The organism is Agromyces protaetiae (assembly GCF_004135405.1).
Lineage (GTDB): Bacteria > Actinomycetota > Actinomycetes > Actinomycetales > Microbacteriaceae > Agromyces > Agromyces protaetiae.
Genome location: NZ_CP035491.1, coordinates 362,948 through 377,833 on the forward strand (window position 1 = coordinate 362,948; position 14,886 = coordinate 377,833).

13 protein-coding genes and 2 tRNA genes are annotated in these 14,886 nt (G+C 69.1%); 5 read left to right on the forward strand and 10 right to left on the reverse strand.

Features of this window, described 5'->3' with window-relative positions:
* Nucleotides 1–7: 7 nt before the first annotated feature.
* The 3 genes from ET445_RS01695 to ET445_RS01705 are packed head-to-tail and all read right to left on the reverse strand — an operon-like array spanning nt 8 to nt 3,104.
* Entirely contained in the window at nt 8–871 is an 864-nt protein-coding gene (locus ET445_RS01695) for a carbohydrate ABC transporter permease (RefSeq protein ID WP_129188271.1), read from the reverse strand.
* Entirely contained in the window at nt 868–1,812 is a 945-nt protein-coding gene (locus ET445_RS01700) for a carbohydrate ABC transporter permease (protein ID WP_129188273.1), read from the reverse strand. Before ET445_RS01700 ends, ET445_RS01695 begins: the two co-directional genes overlap by 4 nt.
* Nucleotides 1,809–3,104: an ABC transporter substrate-binding protein gene (locus ET445_RS01705; RefSeq protein ID WP_165314264.1), complete on the reverse strand. Its 1,296-nt coding sequence runs from the start codon at nt 3,102–3,104 to the stop codon at nt 1,809–1,811. The genes ET445_RS01700 and ET445_RS01705 overlap by 4 nt, the downstream gene beginning before the upstream one ends.
* Before the next feature lie 229 nt (nt 3,105–3,333).
* Here ET445_RS01705 and ET445_RS01710 point away from each other — a divergent pair, with 229 nt between their 5' ends.
* The 4 genes from ET445_RS01710 to ET445_RS01725 all read left to right on the forward strand — a co-directional run bounded on the left by ET445_RS01710 (nt 3,334) and on the right by ET445_RS01725 (nt 6,791).
* Entirely contained in the window at nt 3,334–3,963 is a 630-nt protein-coding gene (locus ET445_RS01710; RefSeq protein ID WP_129188277.1) for a TetR/AcrR family transcriptional regulator, read from the forward strand.
* Nucleotides 3,964–4,030: 67 nt separating this feature from the next.
* Complete coding sequence (locus ET445_RS01715) at nt 4,031–4,921, forward strand: sugar phosphate isomerase/epimerase family protein (protein WP_129188279.1); 891 nt, start codon at nt 4,031–4,033, stop codon at nt 4,919–4,921.
* Complete coding sequence (locus ET445_RS01720; protein ID WP_243695286.1) at nt 4,918–5,979, forward strand: Gfo/Idh/MocA family protein; 1,062 nt, start codon at nt 4,918–4,920, stop codon at nt 5,977–5,979. The genes ET445_RS01715 and ET445_RS01720 overlap by 4 nt, the downstream gene beginning before the upstream one ends.
* Entirely contained in the window at nt 5,976–6,791 is an 816-nt protein-coding gene (locus ET445_RS01725; protein ID WP_129188281.1) for a hypothetical protein, read from the forward strand. The genes ET445_RS01720 and ET445_RS01725 overlap by 4 nt, the downstream gene beginning before the upstream one ends.
* Nucleotides 6,792–6,801: 10 nt before the next feature.
* Here ET445_RS01725 and galK read toward each other — a convergent pair whose 3' ends face one another.
* Both galK and galT read right to left on the reverse strand, forming a co-directional pair.
* Nucleotides 6,802–7,974, reverse strand: a complete 1,173-nt coding sequence (gene galK / locus ET445_RS01730) for a galactokinase (protein ID WP_129188283.1) — start codon at nt 7,972–7,974, stop codon at nt 6,802–6,804.
* Nucleotides 7,971–9,098: a galactose-1-phosphate uridylyltransferase gene (galT, locus tag ET445_RS01735; protein ID WP_243695287.1), complete on the reverse strand. Its 1,128-nt coding sequence runs from the start codon at nt 9,096–9,098 to the stop codon at nt 7,971–7,973. Before galT ends, galK begins: the two co-directional genes overlap by 4 nt.
* Before the next feature lie 84 nt (nt 9,099–9,182).
* Between galT and ET445_RS01740 the strand changes: the two genes are divergently transcribed.
* Nucleotides 9,183–10,028, forward strand: coding sequence for a DeoR/GlpR family DNA-binding transcription regulator (locus tag ET445_RS01740; RefSeq protein WP_129188287.1), 846 nt, complete (start codon nt 9,183–9,185; stop codon nt 10,026–10,028).
* 48 nt (nt 10,029–10,076) lie between these two features.
* Here the strand turns inward: ET445_RS01740 and ET445_RS01745 are convergent.
* The 5 genes from ET445_RS01745 to ET445_RS01765 form a co-directional block, all read right to left on the reverse strand.
* Nucleotides 10,077–10,150: transfer RNA gene (locus ET445_RS01745), tRNA-Met, on the reverse strand.
* A 34-nt stretch (nt 10,151–10,184) separates the two neighbouring features.
* Nucleotides 10,185–10,256: transfer RNA gene (locus ET445_RS01750), tRNA-Thr, on the reverse strand.
* A 37-nt stretch (nt 10,257–10,293) separates the two neighbouring features.
* The gene (locus ET445_RS01755) at nt 10,294–12,135 is read right to left on the reverse strand and encodes a glycoside hydrolase family 13 protein (protein WP_243695288.1); all 1,842 of its coding nucleotides are present in this window, start codon (nt 12,133–12,135) and stop codon (nt 10,294–10,296) included.
* Between the two features lie 153 nt (nt 12,136–12,288).
* Nucleotides 12,289–13,203, reverse strand: coding sequence for a sugar ABC transporter permease (locus ET445_RS01760; RefSeq protein ID WP_129188289.1), 915 nt, complete (start codon nt 13,201–13,203; stop codon nt 12,289–12,291).
* Nucleotides 13,203–14,831 (reverse strand): ABC transporter permease subunit, encoded by a 1,629-nt coding sequence (locus ET445_RS01765; RefSeq protein ID WP_129188291.1) that lies wholly within the window; start codon nt 14,829–14,831, stop codon nt 13,203–13,205. Before ET445_RS01765 ends, ET445_RS01760 begins: the two co-directional genes overlap by 1 nt.
* Nucleotides 14,832–14,886: the final 55 nt, after the last annotated feature.

Below are 14,886 nucleotides of genomic sequence, written 5' to 3' on the forward strand. Positions count from 1 at the left end.
GGTCGGTCTATCCTTTGCTTCCCGAGGTGGACAGCGATCCGGTGAAGTGTCGCTGGAAGAAGAGCAGCAGCAGCATGGGCACGATCGTGAGCAGGACGGCTCCCGCGAAGATCTGGCCCCAATGCACTTCGGTTTGGGACGACAGCGATGCGAGCGCGATCGGGCCGAGCATCTTGTCGGGGGCTGTGCCGATGAGGAGCGGCCACAGGTAGGCGCCCCATTGGAAGAGGAACAGCGTGAACCCGGCGCCGATGAGCGCGGGCTTCGAGAGCGGCAGATAGATGCGCCAGAAGATGCCCCACGAGCTCAGCCCGTCGATCCGCGCCGCTTCGGCCAACTCGCCGGGGATGGCAAGGAAGAACTGCCGCAGGGCGAAGATCACGAAGCCGTTGGCGATGCCCGGCAGGATGAGCCCGGCGTACGTGTTCCAGAGGCTCCAGTCCTTGAACAGGTTCGCGAGCGGCACCGCGAGGGCGTCGAACGGGATCAGGAAGCACAGCACGACGAATCCGAACAGGATCGGGGCACCGCGCCCGCGCGAGAGCGCGAACGCGAACGCGGCCATCGCGTTGACGAGGAGGCCGACGAGCACGGTCACGGCCGTGACGAGGATCGAGTTCACGACGCTCAGGCTGAAGACGCCGCCGAGGACGCCCGTGTAGTTGTCGAGCGTGAACGTCCGCGGGAACAGGATCCACGGCGTGAGCGGGTACTGGCTCGTGAAGAGGTCGGTCTCGGTGCGGAAGCTCCCGAAGAGCATCCACGCGAGGGGAAGCAGGAAGGCGAGGGCGACGAGCCATCCGAGGACCGCGACCGAGACCTTGCGGGGCAGCGTCGTGCCGATGGTGTTCGAGAGCCTGCCGGTGCTCACGATTCCTCCTTTCCGAGCATGCGGAACTGCAGCGCCGTGATACCGATGAGGAACACGAGGAGGACCACGACCTCGGCGAGGCCCAGGTTCGGGTTGCCGAGCACGAAGGTCCGCTCGTAGATGTCGTACATGATGAGCCGGGTGCTTCCTGCCGGGCCGCCGTGGGTGAGGATCGACACGGGCACGAAGGCGAGCACGTTCGCGACCGTGTTCGCCACGATGACGAACGTCAGGGGGCGACGGAGGTTCGGGAGCGTGACCGAGAAGAAGGTGCGCCACCAGCCGGCGCCGTCGAGCGTCGCCGCCTCGTACTGCTCCACCGGGACATCCTGAAGCCCTGCGATCACGAACAGCGTCCAGTAGCCGACGCCGATCCACGACATGAGCACGACGATGCAGAGCAGCGCCTGATCGGGCGAGCTCAGGAAGGGCTGCTCCGGGAGGCTCAGCGCCGACAGCACCGCGTTGAAGGGCCCCTGCTGTTGGAACGCGATGCCCCAGACGATCGCCGCGACGGCGCCGGGCGCAGCGACCGGCAGGTAGACGAAGACGCGGGCGCCGGATGCCCCGGGGAACACTTCGTTGAGCAGGAGACCGAGCCCGACGGCCGCCACGACCTGCAGCGGGATGATGATCACGAGGAAGAGCGCGGTCACCCCGAGCACCCCGATGAAACGGGGATCGGTGAAGAGGGTGATGTAGTTCTCGAGCCCGACGAACTGCTCGGATGTCGCGGTGATGGGCTTCTTGAAGAAGCTGTCGCCGACCGCCTCGATCCCGGGCAGCACGCGCATCGCGACGAGGAGCACGAGCGTGGGGAGCAGGAACCCCAGCAGGAACCAGAGCTGTCGCCGGCGGAGGCGGCGACGCCGGGGAGGGGCGGCAGGGGCCGTTTCCTCGGCCCACGCCACCTGCTCCCCGGCCTCGACCTGGAGGGTCACTTCAGCTGGTCCCAGTACGACTGGAGCTCGTCTTGCGCGTTCTCCAGGGTGGTGTCGACGTCCTGGCCGTTGCGGATGTCCGAGAAGGCGCGGTTGAGCACGTCCTGGAGCTGACGGAAGCCGGGGCTGTTCGGCCGGTTGACCGCGGCGGTCTTGAGCTCTTCGAGCGTGAGCGCGCCGACCCCGGTGGTCGACGGCGGGAGGATGGCGTCCTCCTTCGCGATCCAGGCGTCGAACGACTTGAGGTTCGTGGGCGTGATGCCCGTGATCTCGGTCGACTTGGTGTTGCCCTCTTCACTCAGCGAGACGTACTTGATGAAGGCGGTCGCGGCGTCCTGGTGCTGCGATGCCGGGTTGATGCCGATGTTCCACGAACCGGTCGCCATCGTCGGCTTGCCGCCCTCGAAAAGCGGGTTGGGCGCGACGCCGAAGTTCACGGGCGGAGTCGCATTCGCGTTCGTCGTGATCTGCCAGGGTCCGCTGATCATGTACGCGGCCTTGCCGCCGGCGAACACCTCGACCATCTGCCCGGCGCCGTTGCCGCGCGGGGCGACTTCGCTCGAGAACAGCTCGGAGTACCAGTTCATCGCCTTCTTCCAGCCGGCGTTCGTGACGTCGGCGGTGAGCAGGTCGTCGCCCGTCGCCCCGGAGCCGCCGCCCGCCGACTCGGCGATCGGCTGGATCTGGTAGTAGCGGTCGATCTGGTCGAGGATGAGTCCCCAGTCGGCGCCGGCCGACTTGGCCTTCTTCGCGTCGGCGAGGAGCTCTTCGTAGGTCACGCGCTCGTTCGGATCCGATGACGGATACGGGAGCCCGGCCTGGTCGAGGAGGTCCTTGTTGTAGAAGAGGTACTGCTGGGAGGTCCACATGGGGAGCGCCCAGAGCTTGCCGTCGTAGACGTTCGACGCCACCGCGGCCGGGAGGGACGCCGCGTCGGCCTCGGCCTGCAACGACGAGAGATCCTGGAGGTAGCCCTTCGTCGCGAGTTCGCCGATGGTGCCCGTGTCGGCGACGTAGACGTCGACTCCGGCGTCCTTGCCGCCGATGCGCTGACTCACGACGTTGTTGTACTGGTCGAACGGCACGTAGGTGAACGCGACCGTGATGTCGGGGTTGGCTTCCTCGAATCCGTCGATGAGGGGCTGGAACTTGTCCTGCGGGTCGGCGGCCATGAAGTTGATCGTCGTCTTGCCGGACGCGTCGGTCCCCGCACCGGAGCATGCCGACAGCGTCAGTGCTGCCATGATGCCTGCGACGACGATCGCGGTCGAGCGGAGTGCTCGAGTGGTCATTTCTTCTCCTCTTGGTAAGCCGGGGCCACGTCGACCCGGGCGCTTCGTGCAAGTGGAACGGCGGCTTCGGTGGATGCTCCGCCGGCGAGTCTGCTCACGTGAGACCCGTGGTCCTGCATCCGTTTCTCCTTCGACCGAACGCCAAACTGTGAACAGGTGTATACCTTTCGCGCAACTGTAGCCGAGCGCTAACATTTGGGCAAGAGGAAACCAGAGCAACGGAGACCGGATGACCCAGACGAAACGTGGACCGTACAAGAACGGCATCGTGAGACGCCGCCAGATCCTCGACAAAGCGGTCGAAGTCTTCGGCACGTACGGATATCTCGCCGGGTCCCTGCGGCAGATCGCCGCAGAGGTCGGGGTCACGCCGGCCGCGCTCGCCCGTCACTTCGACAGCAAGGAGGATCTCCTCGTGGAGGTCCTGCGGTACTGGGAGAACGACAACGCCCACCGCACGGCCGGCGCCGAGCCCACGGGCGTCGCGGCGCTGCGCGATCTCACCGATCTCATGGAATACCACCTCCGGCACCGCGGGTTCCTCCAGCTGTTCCTGACCCTCGGCGTCGAGGCGACCAACCCCGACCACCCGGCCAGGCAGTTCATCGTTGAACGCTACGCGAGTACGCGGGAGGGTTTCGCCAAGCGCATCCAGGATGCGATCGACGCCGGGGAGCTCATGCCGCTCCCGCCCGAGCAGGTGCAGTCGGAAGCGCGACTGCTGATCGCCGCGCTCGACGGATTCGAGCTCCAATGGCTGCTCGATCCCGACTTCGACCTCGTGAGCGAGGTCGACCGGTTCATCGAAGCGACCATCCGCCGACTCGAAGGGACGCCCCGGCTGCCGGTTGACAAATAGTACGCACGTGTTTACATTTCATGACACGTGAACGAGCGTTCATCGTCGTTACCTCGAAGGGGAGTCCATGCCGGTCCGTGCATCACTCGCGATCAACCCGCTTCCGTGGATGCTGATCGACGATCATTGGAGCGTCTCGGAGGTCGTCGTCGAGACCGCGCTCGTCGAACTCGCTCCACTCGGCTATACGGCCGTGCACGCGGAGATCCCCGACGGCCTTGCCGTTCCCGACTACGGACGGCTCCTCGAGGGGTACGGCTTCCGACCCGCTCCGGGCTACGTCGGCGGCGACTTCCACGACTCGGAGGCGAGGAGCGCGCTGCTCGACCGTGTGCGACGCGTCGCCGCGGCGCACGCGGAACTCGGCGTCGACGTCGTCTTCGTCGCGAGCGAGCTCTCGGCCGAACGTCGCGCGCTCCCCGCCGTCGGCGCGCACGCCGACGCCAGCAGGCTCGACCGCCTCGCCGAGGGTCTCGCCGAAGCCGCGCACATCGCTCGGCTCGAGGGCGTGACCGCCGCGCTCCACCCGCACGTCGCCTCGTGGGTCGAGACCGAACACGAGACCCGCCGGGTCCTCGACGCCACCGCGGGCAGCGACCTCGCCTTCGGCCCCGACACCGGCCACCTGTTCTGGGCCGGCGCCGACCCCGCCGACATCATCGCGGACTATCGCGATCGCGTCGTCGCACTCCATCTGAAGGACGTCGACGCTGCCGCCCGCGAACTCGCGATCGCCCGCCGGACCGATTACCGCGTCTCCACCGGTGAGCTGCACGTCTGGGCGGAACCCGGGACCGGCGCCGTCGACTTCGACCGCGTGTTCGACGCGCTCCCCGAGGACTTCGACGGCTGGGCCGTCATCGAGGTGGATGTCCCCAACCGTCGTACCCGGATCGACAGCTCCCGGATCGCCATCGAGTGGGCGCGGACCCGTCACGAGCTGGTGATCGCGCCGTGACCGCCCGCGAGCGTCTGGGCGTCGGCCTCATCGGAGCGGGCCCCGTCGCGCAGGCGATCCATCTGCCGGCGATCGCACGGCTCGGCGACCACCTGTTCGTCGCCCACGTCATGGACATCGACGCCGGCATCGCCGAGACCGTCGCATCGCCCGTCGGAGCGGCCTGGTCGACGAGCGTCGACGACCTCCTCGCCGATCCCTCGGTCGAGGTCGTCGTCATCTGCAGCCCTCACCTGTTCCACGCCGAGCAGGCGATCGCCGCCTTCCGAGCCGGAGTCCGAGCGGTGCTCTGCGAGAAGCCGCTCGCGATGTCGGCCGAGGAGGCCCGGCAGATCGTGGACGCCTCCGAAGCGAGCGGGGTTCCGTTCGTCGTGGGCAACATGCACGCCTACGACCCCGGATGGCTCGCCGCGGCGGCCCGATGGGATGGCACGGGCGCGACTCCGCACACGATCCGAGCGTCCGCCGTCCTGCCCTGGAACAGCCGGTTCGAGGATCTCGCGACCGAGATGGTCGGCCGGCCGCCTGCTCCCCCCTCCCCGACGAAGACCTCCGAACCGGATGCCTCGGCCACGGCGGGCGCGCTCCACGGCGCCGTCATGGGACTCGCCATCCACGACCTGCCCCTCGTGCGGCGGCTACTCCCCGGTTGGGAGGAGCTCACGATCGTCTCGGCTCGATTCGAGCCGCCGTTCGGGTACCTCATCGTGGGAGAGACCGACGGGCGGACCCTCATTCTCGAGGGTGCGATGCACGGCGGATGGAAGCCTGACTGGACACTCGAGGCCGTCGGCGACGAGCACACCGTGACCGTCCGGTTCCCGCCCTCGTACGTCATGGCGGGGTCGGCCACAGCGGAACTGGCGCACGAGCACGTCGAGACCCGAGTCGGCCCGTTCGAGGAGAACGGGTACGAAGGTGAGTGGCACGAACTCATCCGGCTCGTCCGCGACGGACAGCCGTCCCGCTCCCGGCTCTCATCCGTGGACGATCTGCGATTCGCCCTCTCGATCGCGGAGCAGTCATCGCAACTCGTCATGAACGGAGCCGTCGAATGAGCAGCGCGCTCTCGGCAGCCGAGGAGTCGGGCGGTCCGGGCGGCCGCGACCTCCGAGCGGTCCTGTCCTCTCTCCCCCGGTCGTTGCGGCCGGCCGTCGACGGCGGGCCGACCGACCTCAGGGAGGTGTCGGGCGACCCCGGTTGGCGCGACCGGCTCGTGGAGGCGGCCGCTCGCGGCGCACGAGGCATCCTCGTCTCCGACCCGACGCCCGAGGCGCCCGGCGACCACGTCGAGGACTCCGTATCGATTCCCGTGGTCGTCCACTCGAAGTGGACATGTTCCGAGACCGCACGCGGAGCAGCGCCGATCTTCGCCAGGCTCGCCGAGACCGGCGCCCGGCTCGACGTGCGGATCGTCGAGGGCTTCACCCGCCCGACGGAGACGATCGTGCTCGAGCAGTTGCAGCTCGCCCGCGCCCTCGGCCGGCCGATCGACGAGCTCGAGATCCTGACCTCCTCGCAGTCGTCGTACACGGCGCTCGGACGATCCACGACAGGCCCCGTCAGCTTCAGGATGACCCGCACGCGCGCCGAGGCTCCGTCGGCGGGTGCCCGCATCATCGCCCTGCACGCGTCGGCGGAGCTTCGCGTCCCGGCACCCGAGAACGGGCGGCCGGGGAGTGTCGTCGTCGTCGACGACGACGGCGAGCGGGAGCTTCCCCTGCAGTTCGAAGATCCTCGCCGCACCTCTTGGCGACGCCTGCACTCGGCTGTCGTGCACGGGAATCCGACCGACGACCTCCGAGCGCTCGAAGCCGACCTCCGAACCACCCGTTCGACGCTCGAGACGGTCACGGCGCGCAGTTCATAGCGGGCCCGCCTCACCCGTCCCGGCGTGCTCCCTGCGACGGCGCGACCGTGAAGATCGTCGGCTCGCGGAAGCCGGCAGCTGCGAACGCGGCACGCACGGCTCCGGACGTCGTCTCGACGAGGTCGTCGGCGACGAGCGCGATGGCCGCGCCGCCGAAGCCGCCACCCGTCATGCGTGCGCCGACGGCGCCCGCGTCGACCGCGGTCGCGACGGCGAGGTCGAGCTCCGGCACCGAGATCTCGAAGTCGTCGCGCATCGACGCGTGGGATGCCTCGAGCAGCGCGCCGATCGACGCGGGGCCGTGCTCGCGGAGCGAGCGGACGGTGTCGAGCACACGGCGGTTCTCGGTCACGACGTGCCGCACGCGGCGAAAGGTCTCGTCGTCGAGGAGTTCGGCGGCGCGCGGCAGGTCGCCCGGATCGACGTCGCGGAGCGACGGCACGCCGAGGGCCGCGGCGCCTGCCTCGCACGAAGCCCGCCGTGCCGCGTATCCGCCCGTCGCGTGCTCGTGCGAGACGTGGGTGTCGATGACGAGCACCGAGAGGCCGGCCGCCGCGAACCCGAGGTCGACGACCTCGGCGTCCCGCGACCGGCAGTCGAGGAACACCCCCGCGTCGGCCTCGCCGAGGAGCGAGGCGGACTGGTCCATGATGCCCGTCGGCGCCCCGACGACACGGTTCTCCGCGAGCTGCCCCACGCTGGCGAGCGCCGGGCGGTCGAGGCCGAGCGCCCAGTGCTCGTCGAGCGCAAGGGCGACCGCGCACTCGATCGCGGCCGACGAGGAGAGGCCCGCGCCGACCGGGACATCCGAATCGATGAAGAGGTCGACACCGCGCACCGACGCGAGGTCGGCACCTGACGCGCCGAGCGCCCACACGACGCCGAGCGGGTAGGCGGCCCAGCCGTCGACCGCGCCGGGCGTGAGGTCGTCGATCGCGATCTCGACGGACTCGGGCGCGAAGGTCGAGGCGACCCGGATGGCCCGGTCGGAGCGCTCGCCGAGGGCGACGACCGTGCGGCGGTCGATCGCGAACGGAAACACGAAGCCCTCGTTGTAGTCGGTGTGCTCGCCGATGAGGTTGACGCGGCCCGGCGCGCTCCACACGCCGAGCGGCGAGCGGCCGAACCGGTCGGCGAAGCCCGCGCGAGCGAGGTCGCCGGTCGAGACATCCGCGTTCGTCATACCTGCACTCCTTCGATCGCCGCGCGCAGCGCGTCGGCTGCAGCTTCGGGCGCGACGTCGCCGATCCAGGCTCCCATGGCCGCTTCGGAACCCGCGAGGAACTTGAGCTTGTCGGCCGCACGGCGCGGGCTCGTGAGCTGGAGGGTCAGGCGCACGTCGTCGCGCCGCTCGTGCACGGGCGCCTGGTGCCACGCCGCGATGTACGGCGTGGGGGTGTCGTAGAGCGCGTCGACGCCGCGCAGGAGCCGCAGGTACACCGAGGCGAGCTCGTCGCGCTCGGCGAGGGTCGTCTCGGCGAGGTCGGGCACGTGGCGGTGCGGCACGAGGTGCACCTCGACGGGCCAGCGCGCCGCGAACGGCACGTATGCGCTCCAATGCTCGCCGCGGAGGACGACGCGCGGACCGTCGAGTTCGCGCGCGAGGTTGTCGGCCATGAGGGTCGGCCCGTACGCGTCGATCGCGTCGAGCAGCCGCTCGGTGCGCGGGGTCACGTAGGGGTAGGCGTAGATCTGGCCGTGCGGATGTCCCAACGTCACGCCGATCGCCTCGCCGCGGTTCTCGAACGGGAACACCTGCTGCACGCCCGGCAGCGCCGAGAGCTCGGCCGTGCGGTGCGCCCACGCTTCGATCACGGTGCGGGCGCGCGACACCGTCTGGGTGCCGAACGAGCCCTCGTGCTCGGGCGAGAAGCACACGACCTCGCACCGGCCGACCGACGGGAGGCTCCGCTCGAGGCCGATCGAACGCGTGGCGTCGAGCAGGTCGAGCGGCGAGACATCCGGACCTGCGAGCGCCGGGCCGAACGACGGCGACCGGTTCTCGAAGACGGCGACGTCGTACGAGCCGGGGATCTCGGAGGGGTTCCCGGGCGTCTGCGGGGCGAGCGGGTCGAGGTGCGCGGGCGGGAGGAAGACGCGGTTCTGTCGGGCGGAGGCGACCGAGATCCAGTCGCCTGTGAGCACGTCCTGGCGCATGTGCGCGGTGGCCGGGCGAGGGTCGAGGTCGCGTTCGTCGATGCGCCGCACCTCGCCGAGGGTCGTGTCGGCGTCGTCGAACGCGATGAGCTCGCGGCCGTCGGCGAGCGTCGAGCGGTGCACCGCGATGCGGGGGTCCTGTGCGATCACGGCGGCCACGTTACGTGACTTTCGTTTTCGAAACAACTCTTCTTTCGCATTGCAAAGCCGCGGGCCACGCGGGAGAATCGGCGCATGCCCGAAGCGTTGGATGCCGTGAGTCGCCGCGAACTCGCGCTCGCCCTCGTCGTCGAGCGCGGCTTCGTGCGGGTCGCCGACCTCGCGACGGCGTTCGGCGTCACGTCCGTCACGGCGCGCGCAGACCTCGACGTCCTCGAACGCGCGGGCGCCGTGCGCCGCGTCCACGGCGGCGCGGTGCCCGTCGCGATCGGCGTGAACGGCGCGGATGTCACGGCCGGCGCGCTGCTCGAGGCATCCGCCCGACCCGACCGCGAGCCGACCTTCGAAGAAGCCCTCGAGACCTCGGTGCGCCCCAAGCGGCAGATCGGGGAAGCCGCCGCCGCCCTCGTCGCGAGCGGGCAGAGCCTCATCCTCGACGTCGGCACGACGACCCTGCAGATCGCCCGCGCGCTCCGCGCCCGCGCCGACCTCGACGACGTCACGATCTTCACCAACGGCCTCTCGATCGCCCTCGAGCTCGAACCCGAGATCCCGCGCTTCACCGTGATCGTGACGGGCGGCACCCTCCGCCCCCGGCAGCACTCGCTCGTGCACCCGCTCGCGGGCTCGATGCTCGACGAGATCCACGTCGACCTCGCCTTCATCGGCTGCAACGGCGTCGACCCCGTGCACGGCGTCACGAACGCCAACCTGCCCGAGGCGCAGGTGAAGTCGCTCATGCTCCGCGCCGCCGCGCGCGCCGTCGTCGTCGCCGACGGGTCGAAGCTCGGCGAGGCGCACCTCGGCCGCATCGCGCCCGTCGACGCGTTCGGCCTCTGCATCACCGACGCCGCAGCCCCCGACGTGCTCGTCGCCGAGATCGAGGAGCAGGGGCTGCCGGTGCTGCGGGCGGGGGCCTGAGCGGAAACGCGAAAGGCCCGGAACTTCCGCAGAAATCCGGGCCTGTTGTAGCGAGGGCGGGACTCGAACCCGCGACACCACGATTATGAGCCGTGTGCTCTAACCACCTGAGCTACCCCGCCGCATGATTCCGCGCCGCGCGCGACACCGAACCAGAGCCCCGAGTCAGGATTGAACTGACGACCCCTTCCTTACCATGGAAGTGCTCTACCACTGAGCTATCGGGGCACGCTGCCGAAATCGGCAACCAGAAGAGAATATCACTTCATCGGCCGTGCTCCGAACCGGTGGTCGGAACCGCGACGCCGGGCAGCCGCCAGGCCGCGAACGCGGGCCCGCCGGAAGAGATCGCGCACGTTCCGGATGTCTCGAGCCGCACGTCTCCGAAGGCTGCGAGCAGCTCGGGGTCGCCCACCAGCTGCGGCAGTGCGCCCGTGGCGAGCTCCACCGCAGACGCCGACCTGGCCGCGAAGACGAGCACCGAGGCATCCGCCGCTTCTCTGACGAACGCGACTGCGTCGTCGGTCGCCCCCACCCACCTGAGTCCGCCCGTCTGCAACGCGGGCTGCGCCCGCCGCAGGCCGAGGAGCGTGCGGTAGACGTCGAGCGTCTCGGCGACCTCAGGTTCCGCGACACGCGACCACGGGATGGGCGTGCGACTCGCCTCGCCGTCGACGCCCGTGAGCGCGAACTCGTCGCCCGCCCAGACGACTGGGATACCGGGCAGCGTCACCGAGAGGCCGAGCGCGACGGGCACCGTGCCGGGCCGGGCGTGCGTGAAGAATCGCGGGGTGTCGTGCGTGTCGAGCGCATTCATCGTCGCGAGGCGCGTGCGCCACGGAAACCCCGCCGCGAACGCCGTCTGCGCGTCGAGCATCTGCGGCGCCGTGAGCGTCGGCACCTGCGCACGGGCGAAGCCGAGGCCCCCGCCCGCAGGGCTGCCGGGCGTCTGCAGCCAGCTCCACAGCGGACGCGTGAACGCCGTGTAGGTCATCGCGCCGTGCCACGCGTCGCCCTGGAAGTCGGATGCCGCGTCGTTGGTCGATTCCCCGAGGAGGATCGTGTCGGGTTTGACGCCCAGCATCGTGCGACGGATCGTCTGCCGCACCTCGGCGTTGAGGTCGGTGCCGCCGAGGCGCCCCGTCATGTTGGCGACGTCGATGCGCCAGCCGTCGAGTCCGAACGGCTCGTTCAAGTAGCGAGCGACGACTGAGTCAGTGCCCTCGATGAACCGGCGGCGGAGCTCCTGCGACGACCAGTCGAACTTCGGCAGGCTCGGCACCCCGAGCCAGGACTCGTACGCACCATCCGGCCCGAAGTAGTAGAACCCGCGCTCGATCGACTCGGGGTCGGCCTGCGCCGTGCGGAACCATTCGTGCGCGTCGCCCGAGTGGTTCGAGGTGAGGTCGCCGATGACGCGGATGCCTCGGGCATGCGCCGCCTCGACGAGCCGCACGAGTGCGTCGTCGCCCCCGAGGAGGTCGTCGACGCGGTCGAACGTCGACGCGTCGTACCGGTGGTTCGATCGCGCCGGGAAGACCGGGGTCAGGTAGAGCAGGTTCACGCCGAGCTCGACGAGGTGGTCGAGGCGTTCGCGCACGCCGTCGAGGTCGCCGCCGAAGATCTGCTGCGACCGGCCGGGCATCTCGGGGTCGACGGCGTCGTCCCAGTCGGCCGGGATGGCCCAGTCGGGTAGCTCGCCGCGCTCCCTGAGCACGTCGAAGGGCGCGCCTTCGGACTTCGCGAACCGGTCGGGGAAGACCTGGTAGAGCACGCTCGCCGCCGCCCAGTCGGGCGCGGGCGCATGCGCGACGAGCCGGAAGTCGTCGTCGTCGCGCGTCTCGACGAGTGACAGCCCCCGCTGGTTCACCCAGTGCTGACGGCCGTCGACGCCTGCAAGGAGCCACCGGTAGCCGTGCACGGGGTTCTCGACCTCGACTTCGGCTTCCCACCAGTCCCAGCCGTCACCCTCGCTCATCGAGCTTGTCGAAGGCCCGAGCCGCTCCGCTTCGCTGAACCGCGGCTCGCGATTCGGGTTCGACCTCGTGCCGACCCACGCGAGCCGGCCGATGGGCGTGCCGTCGGCGGCGGTCGCACCGGTGGGCACCCGCAGCCGAACCCGCACGACCTCCCCAGCGCGGGCGTCTGGGTGGAGACGTGAAGCGGCGAGCCGTCGTGGTGCGGTGTCGTCATGGGCCAACCCTCTCAGGCGAACGTTTCGAGTACGAGAACAGTGGTGGCACGAGTCATCCGCCCGCCCTTACTTCACCGCGCCCGCCGTGAGCCCGCCGACGATGTACTTCTGCAGCCACAGGAACAGCGCGACGACCGGCAGCGCCGAGATGACGGCGCCCGCCGAGAACGCGCTCCAGTCGGCGTAGCGCGGGTTCGACACGAGCTTCGTGAGGCCCACGGCGAGGGTCTGGTTCTGCGGGTCGATGAGGAGCACCGACGCCACGACGAACTCGTTGACGCTCGAGATGAAGCTGAGGAGCGCGACGACCGCGAGGATCGGGGCGACGAGACGCAGGATGATCGTGAAGAAGATGCGGGCGTGGCCCGCGCCGTCGATCTTCGCGGCCTCGTCGATCGACACGGGGATCGTGTTGAAGAACCCGTACATGAGGAACGTGTTCACCCCGAGCGCGCCGCCGAGGTACACCATGATGAGGCCCGCGTGCGTGTTGAGGCCGATGGCCGGGAACCAGTCGCCGATCGCGCTCATGAGCAGGAAGATCGCGACGACCGCGAGCAACTGCGGGAACATCTGCACGACGACGATCGAGATGAGGCCGAACCGGCGGCCCGTGAAGCGCATGCGCGAGAAGGAATACGCCGCAAGCGCGCCGAGGAACGTCGACGCCACGGCCGTGATGCCCGCGACGATGAGCGTGTTGGCGAACCAGTTCGCGAACGGGATGTCGGGGCTCGAGAGGATCCGGATGTAGCTGTCGAGGCCGATCTTCGAGAACAGCGCGTTCGACCCCGTGAGCGTTCCCTGCGGGTTCAGCGAGCTCGACAGGACGAACAGGATCGGGAAGCACGCGAACACGACCATGACGAGGCCGACGATGTGGCGCCAGCCCGTCGCGCGGAACCAGCGCGAGAAGTTGAACGGACGCTTCGGGAGAGCGGCCGCGGCCGCCGCGGCGCCGGTGGTTTCGAGCGTGGACATCAGTTCAGCTCCTCGAGGCTCTTGGTGCGGCGGAACGCGATGATCGAGATCACGGCGACGATGACGAAGATGATGATCGAGTAGGCGCTCGCGAGACCGTAGTCGCGCAGCTGACCGGTGAAGGCCACCTTGTAGACCATGGTGATGAGGATGTCGGTGAAGCCGACGGGGATCGGGGCGTTGCTGTCTCTCGGCCCGCCGTCGGTGAGCATGTAGATGACGTTGAAGTTGTTGAAGTTGAACGCGAACGACGCGATCAGGAGCGGCGCGACCGTCACGAACAGGAGCGGCAGCTTGATGAGCCGGAAGATCGCCCACGGCCTCGCGCCGTCGACCGTCGCCGCCTCCTGCAGCTCGTCGGGGATCGACTGCAACGCGCCCATGCACACGAGGAACATGTATGGGAAGCCGAGCCACAGGTTCACGATGAGGATCGAGAGCTTCGCGAGCCACGGGTCGGTGAGCCAGGGAATGGATGCCCCGCCGAAGAGCACCTGGTTGATGAAGCCGAAGCTCTCGTTCATCATGCCCGCCCAGATGAGCGCCGACAGGAAGGACGGCACCGCGTACGGCAGGATCATGAGCACGCGGTAGATCTTCCGTCCGCGCATCCGCATGTCGTTGAAGACGATCGCGAGGAAGAGCCCGAGGAAGAAGGTCGACGCGACCGAGATGAGCGCGAACGCGAACGTCCAGAGCGTCACGTAGACGAGCGGGTTCGCGAGGCGCGGGTCGGTGACCGCCCGCACGAAGTTGTCGAAGCCGACGACGATCTGCCAGCCCGGCAGCAACTGGTCGCCGTTCTCGGAGGTGAACGCGCCGACGCCCGTGTCGGAGTACACGACGCCCGTCTCGAGGTTCGTCATCGTGCCCGCGGTCTCGTCGTACTCGAGCGTCGAAATATACCGGTATGCGCTCGACCCGTCGGGCGTGCGGAGCGCGCCGTCGTTGGGGTCGTCGGAGTAGGGCACCGCGAGTTCGGTGATCTCGTCGGTGCGGTTGAGGACGTCGGCGAACTGCAGGGACGTCCATCCGTCGGTCGCGACGGCACGATCCCCGTCGAAGGATGCCTCGACCTCGGTGAGCGGTTCGTCGCTCGTGCCGACGAAGGCGTCGCCCGAGTCGGGGTCGGTGACGAGGAGGCCGAGCTCGCCGCCGCGGTCGACGACCGTGACGGGGTAGGTCGGCGAGTCCTCGACGCGCTGGAGCGACGATGCCATGAGCGAGGACACCGCCTGCTCCTTGGTGCCGTTGTGGCCCGTGCCGTAGTTCGTGAAGGCGACGTACCCCGTGTAGAGGAGCACGAACACCTGGAACACGACGAGGAAGATGATGCCCGGCGTGAGGTACTTCGCCGGCAGCTTGCGCTTCGAGAAGTAGATCCAGTTGACGATCGCCGCGACGACGAGCACCACGCCGGCGACGATCCACTGCTCGGCGCCGACGAGCACGAAGAGCGCGTAGAGCGCGACCGCGTCGACGATGCCGAGGAGCACGATCTTCAGGAGCAGCACCTTCATGCTGCCCGAAGCCGCCTCGGCGATCGCGGCGGCTTGCCGTTGCCGTTTCGTCGGTTTCTTCGGCGGTGCGCCGTCGGTGCGCACCTCGTCGTCGATCGCGCTCGTCATGTGTCTCTCCCCTGAGCCCATCGTGCAGCGGAAAACTCCGGGCCGGGCGAAGAGC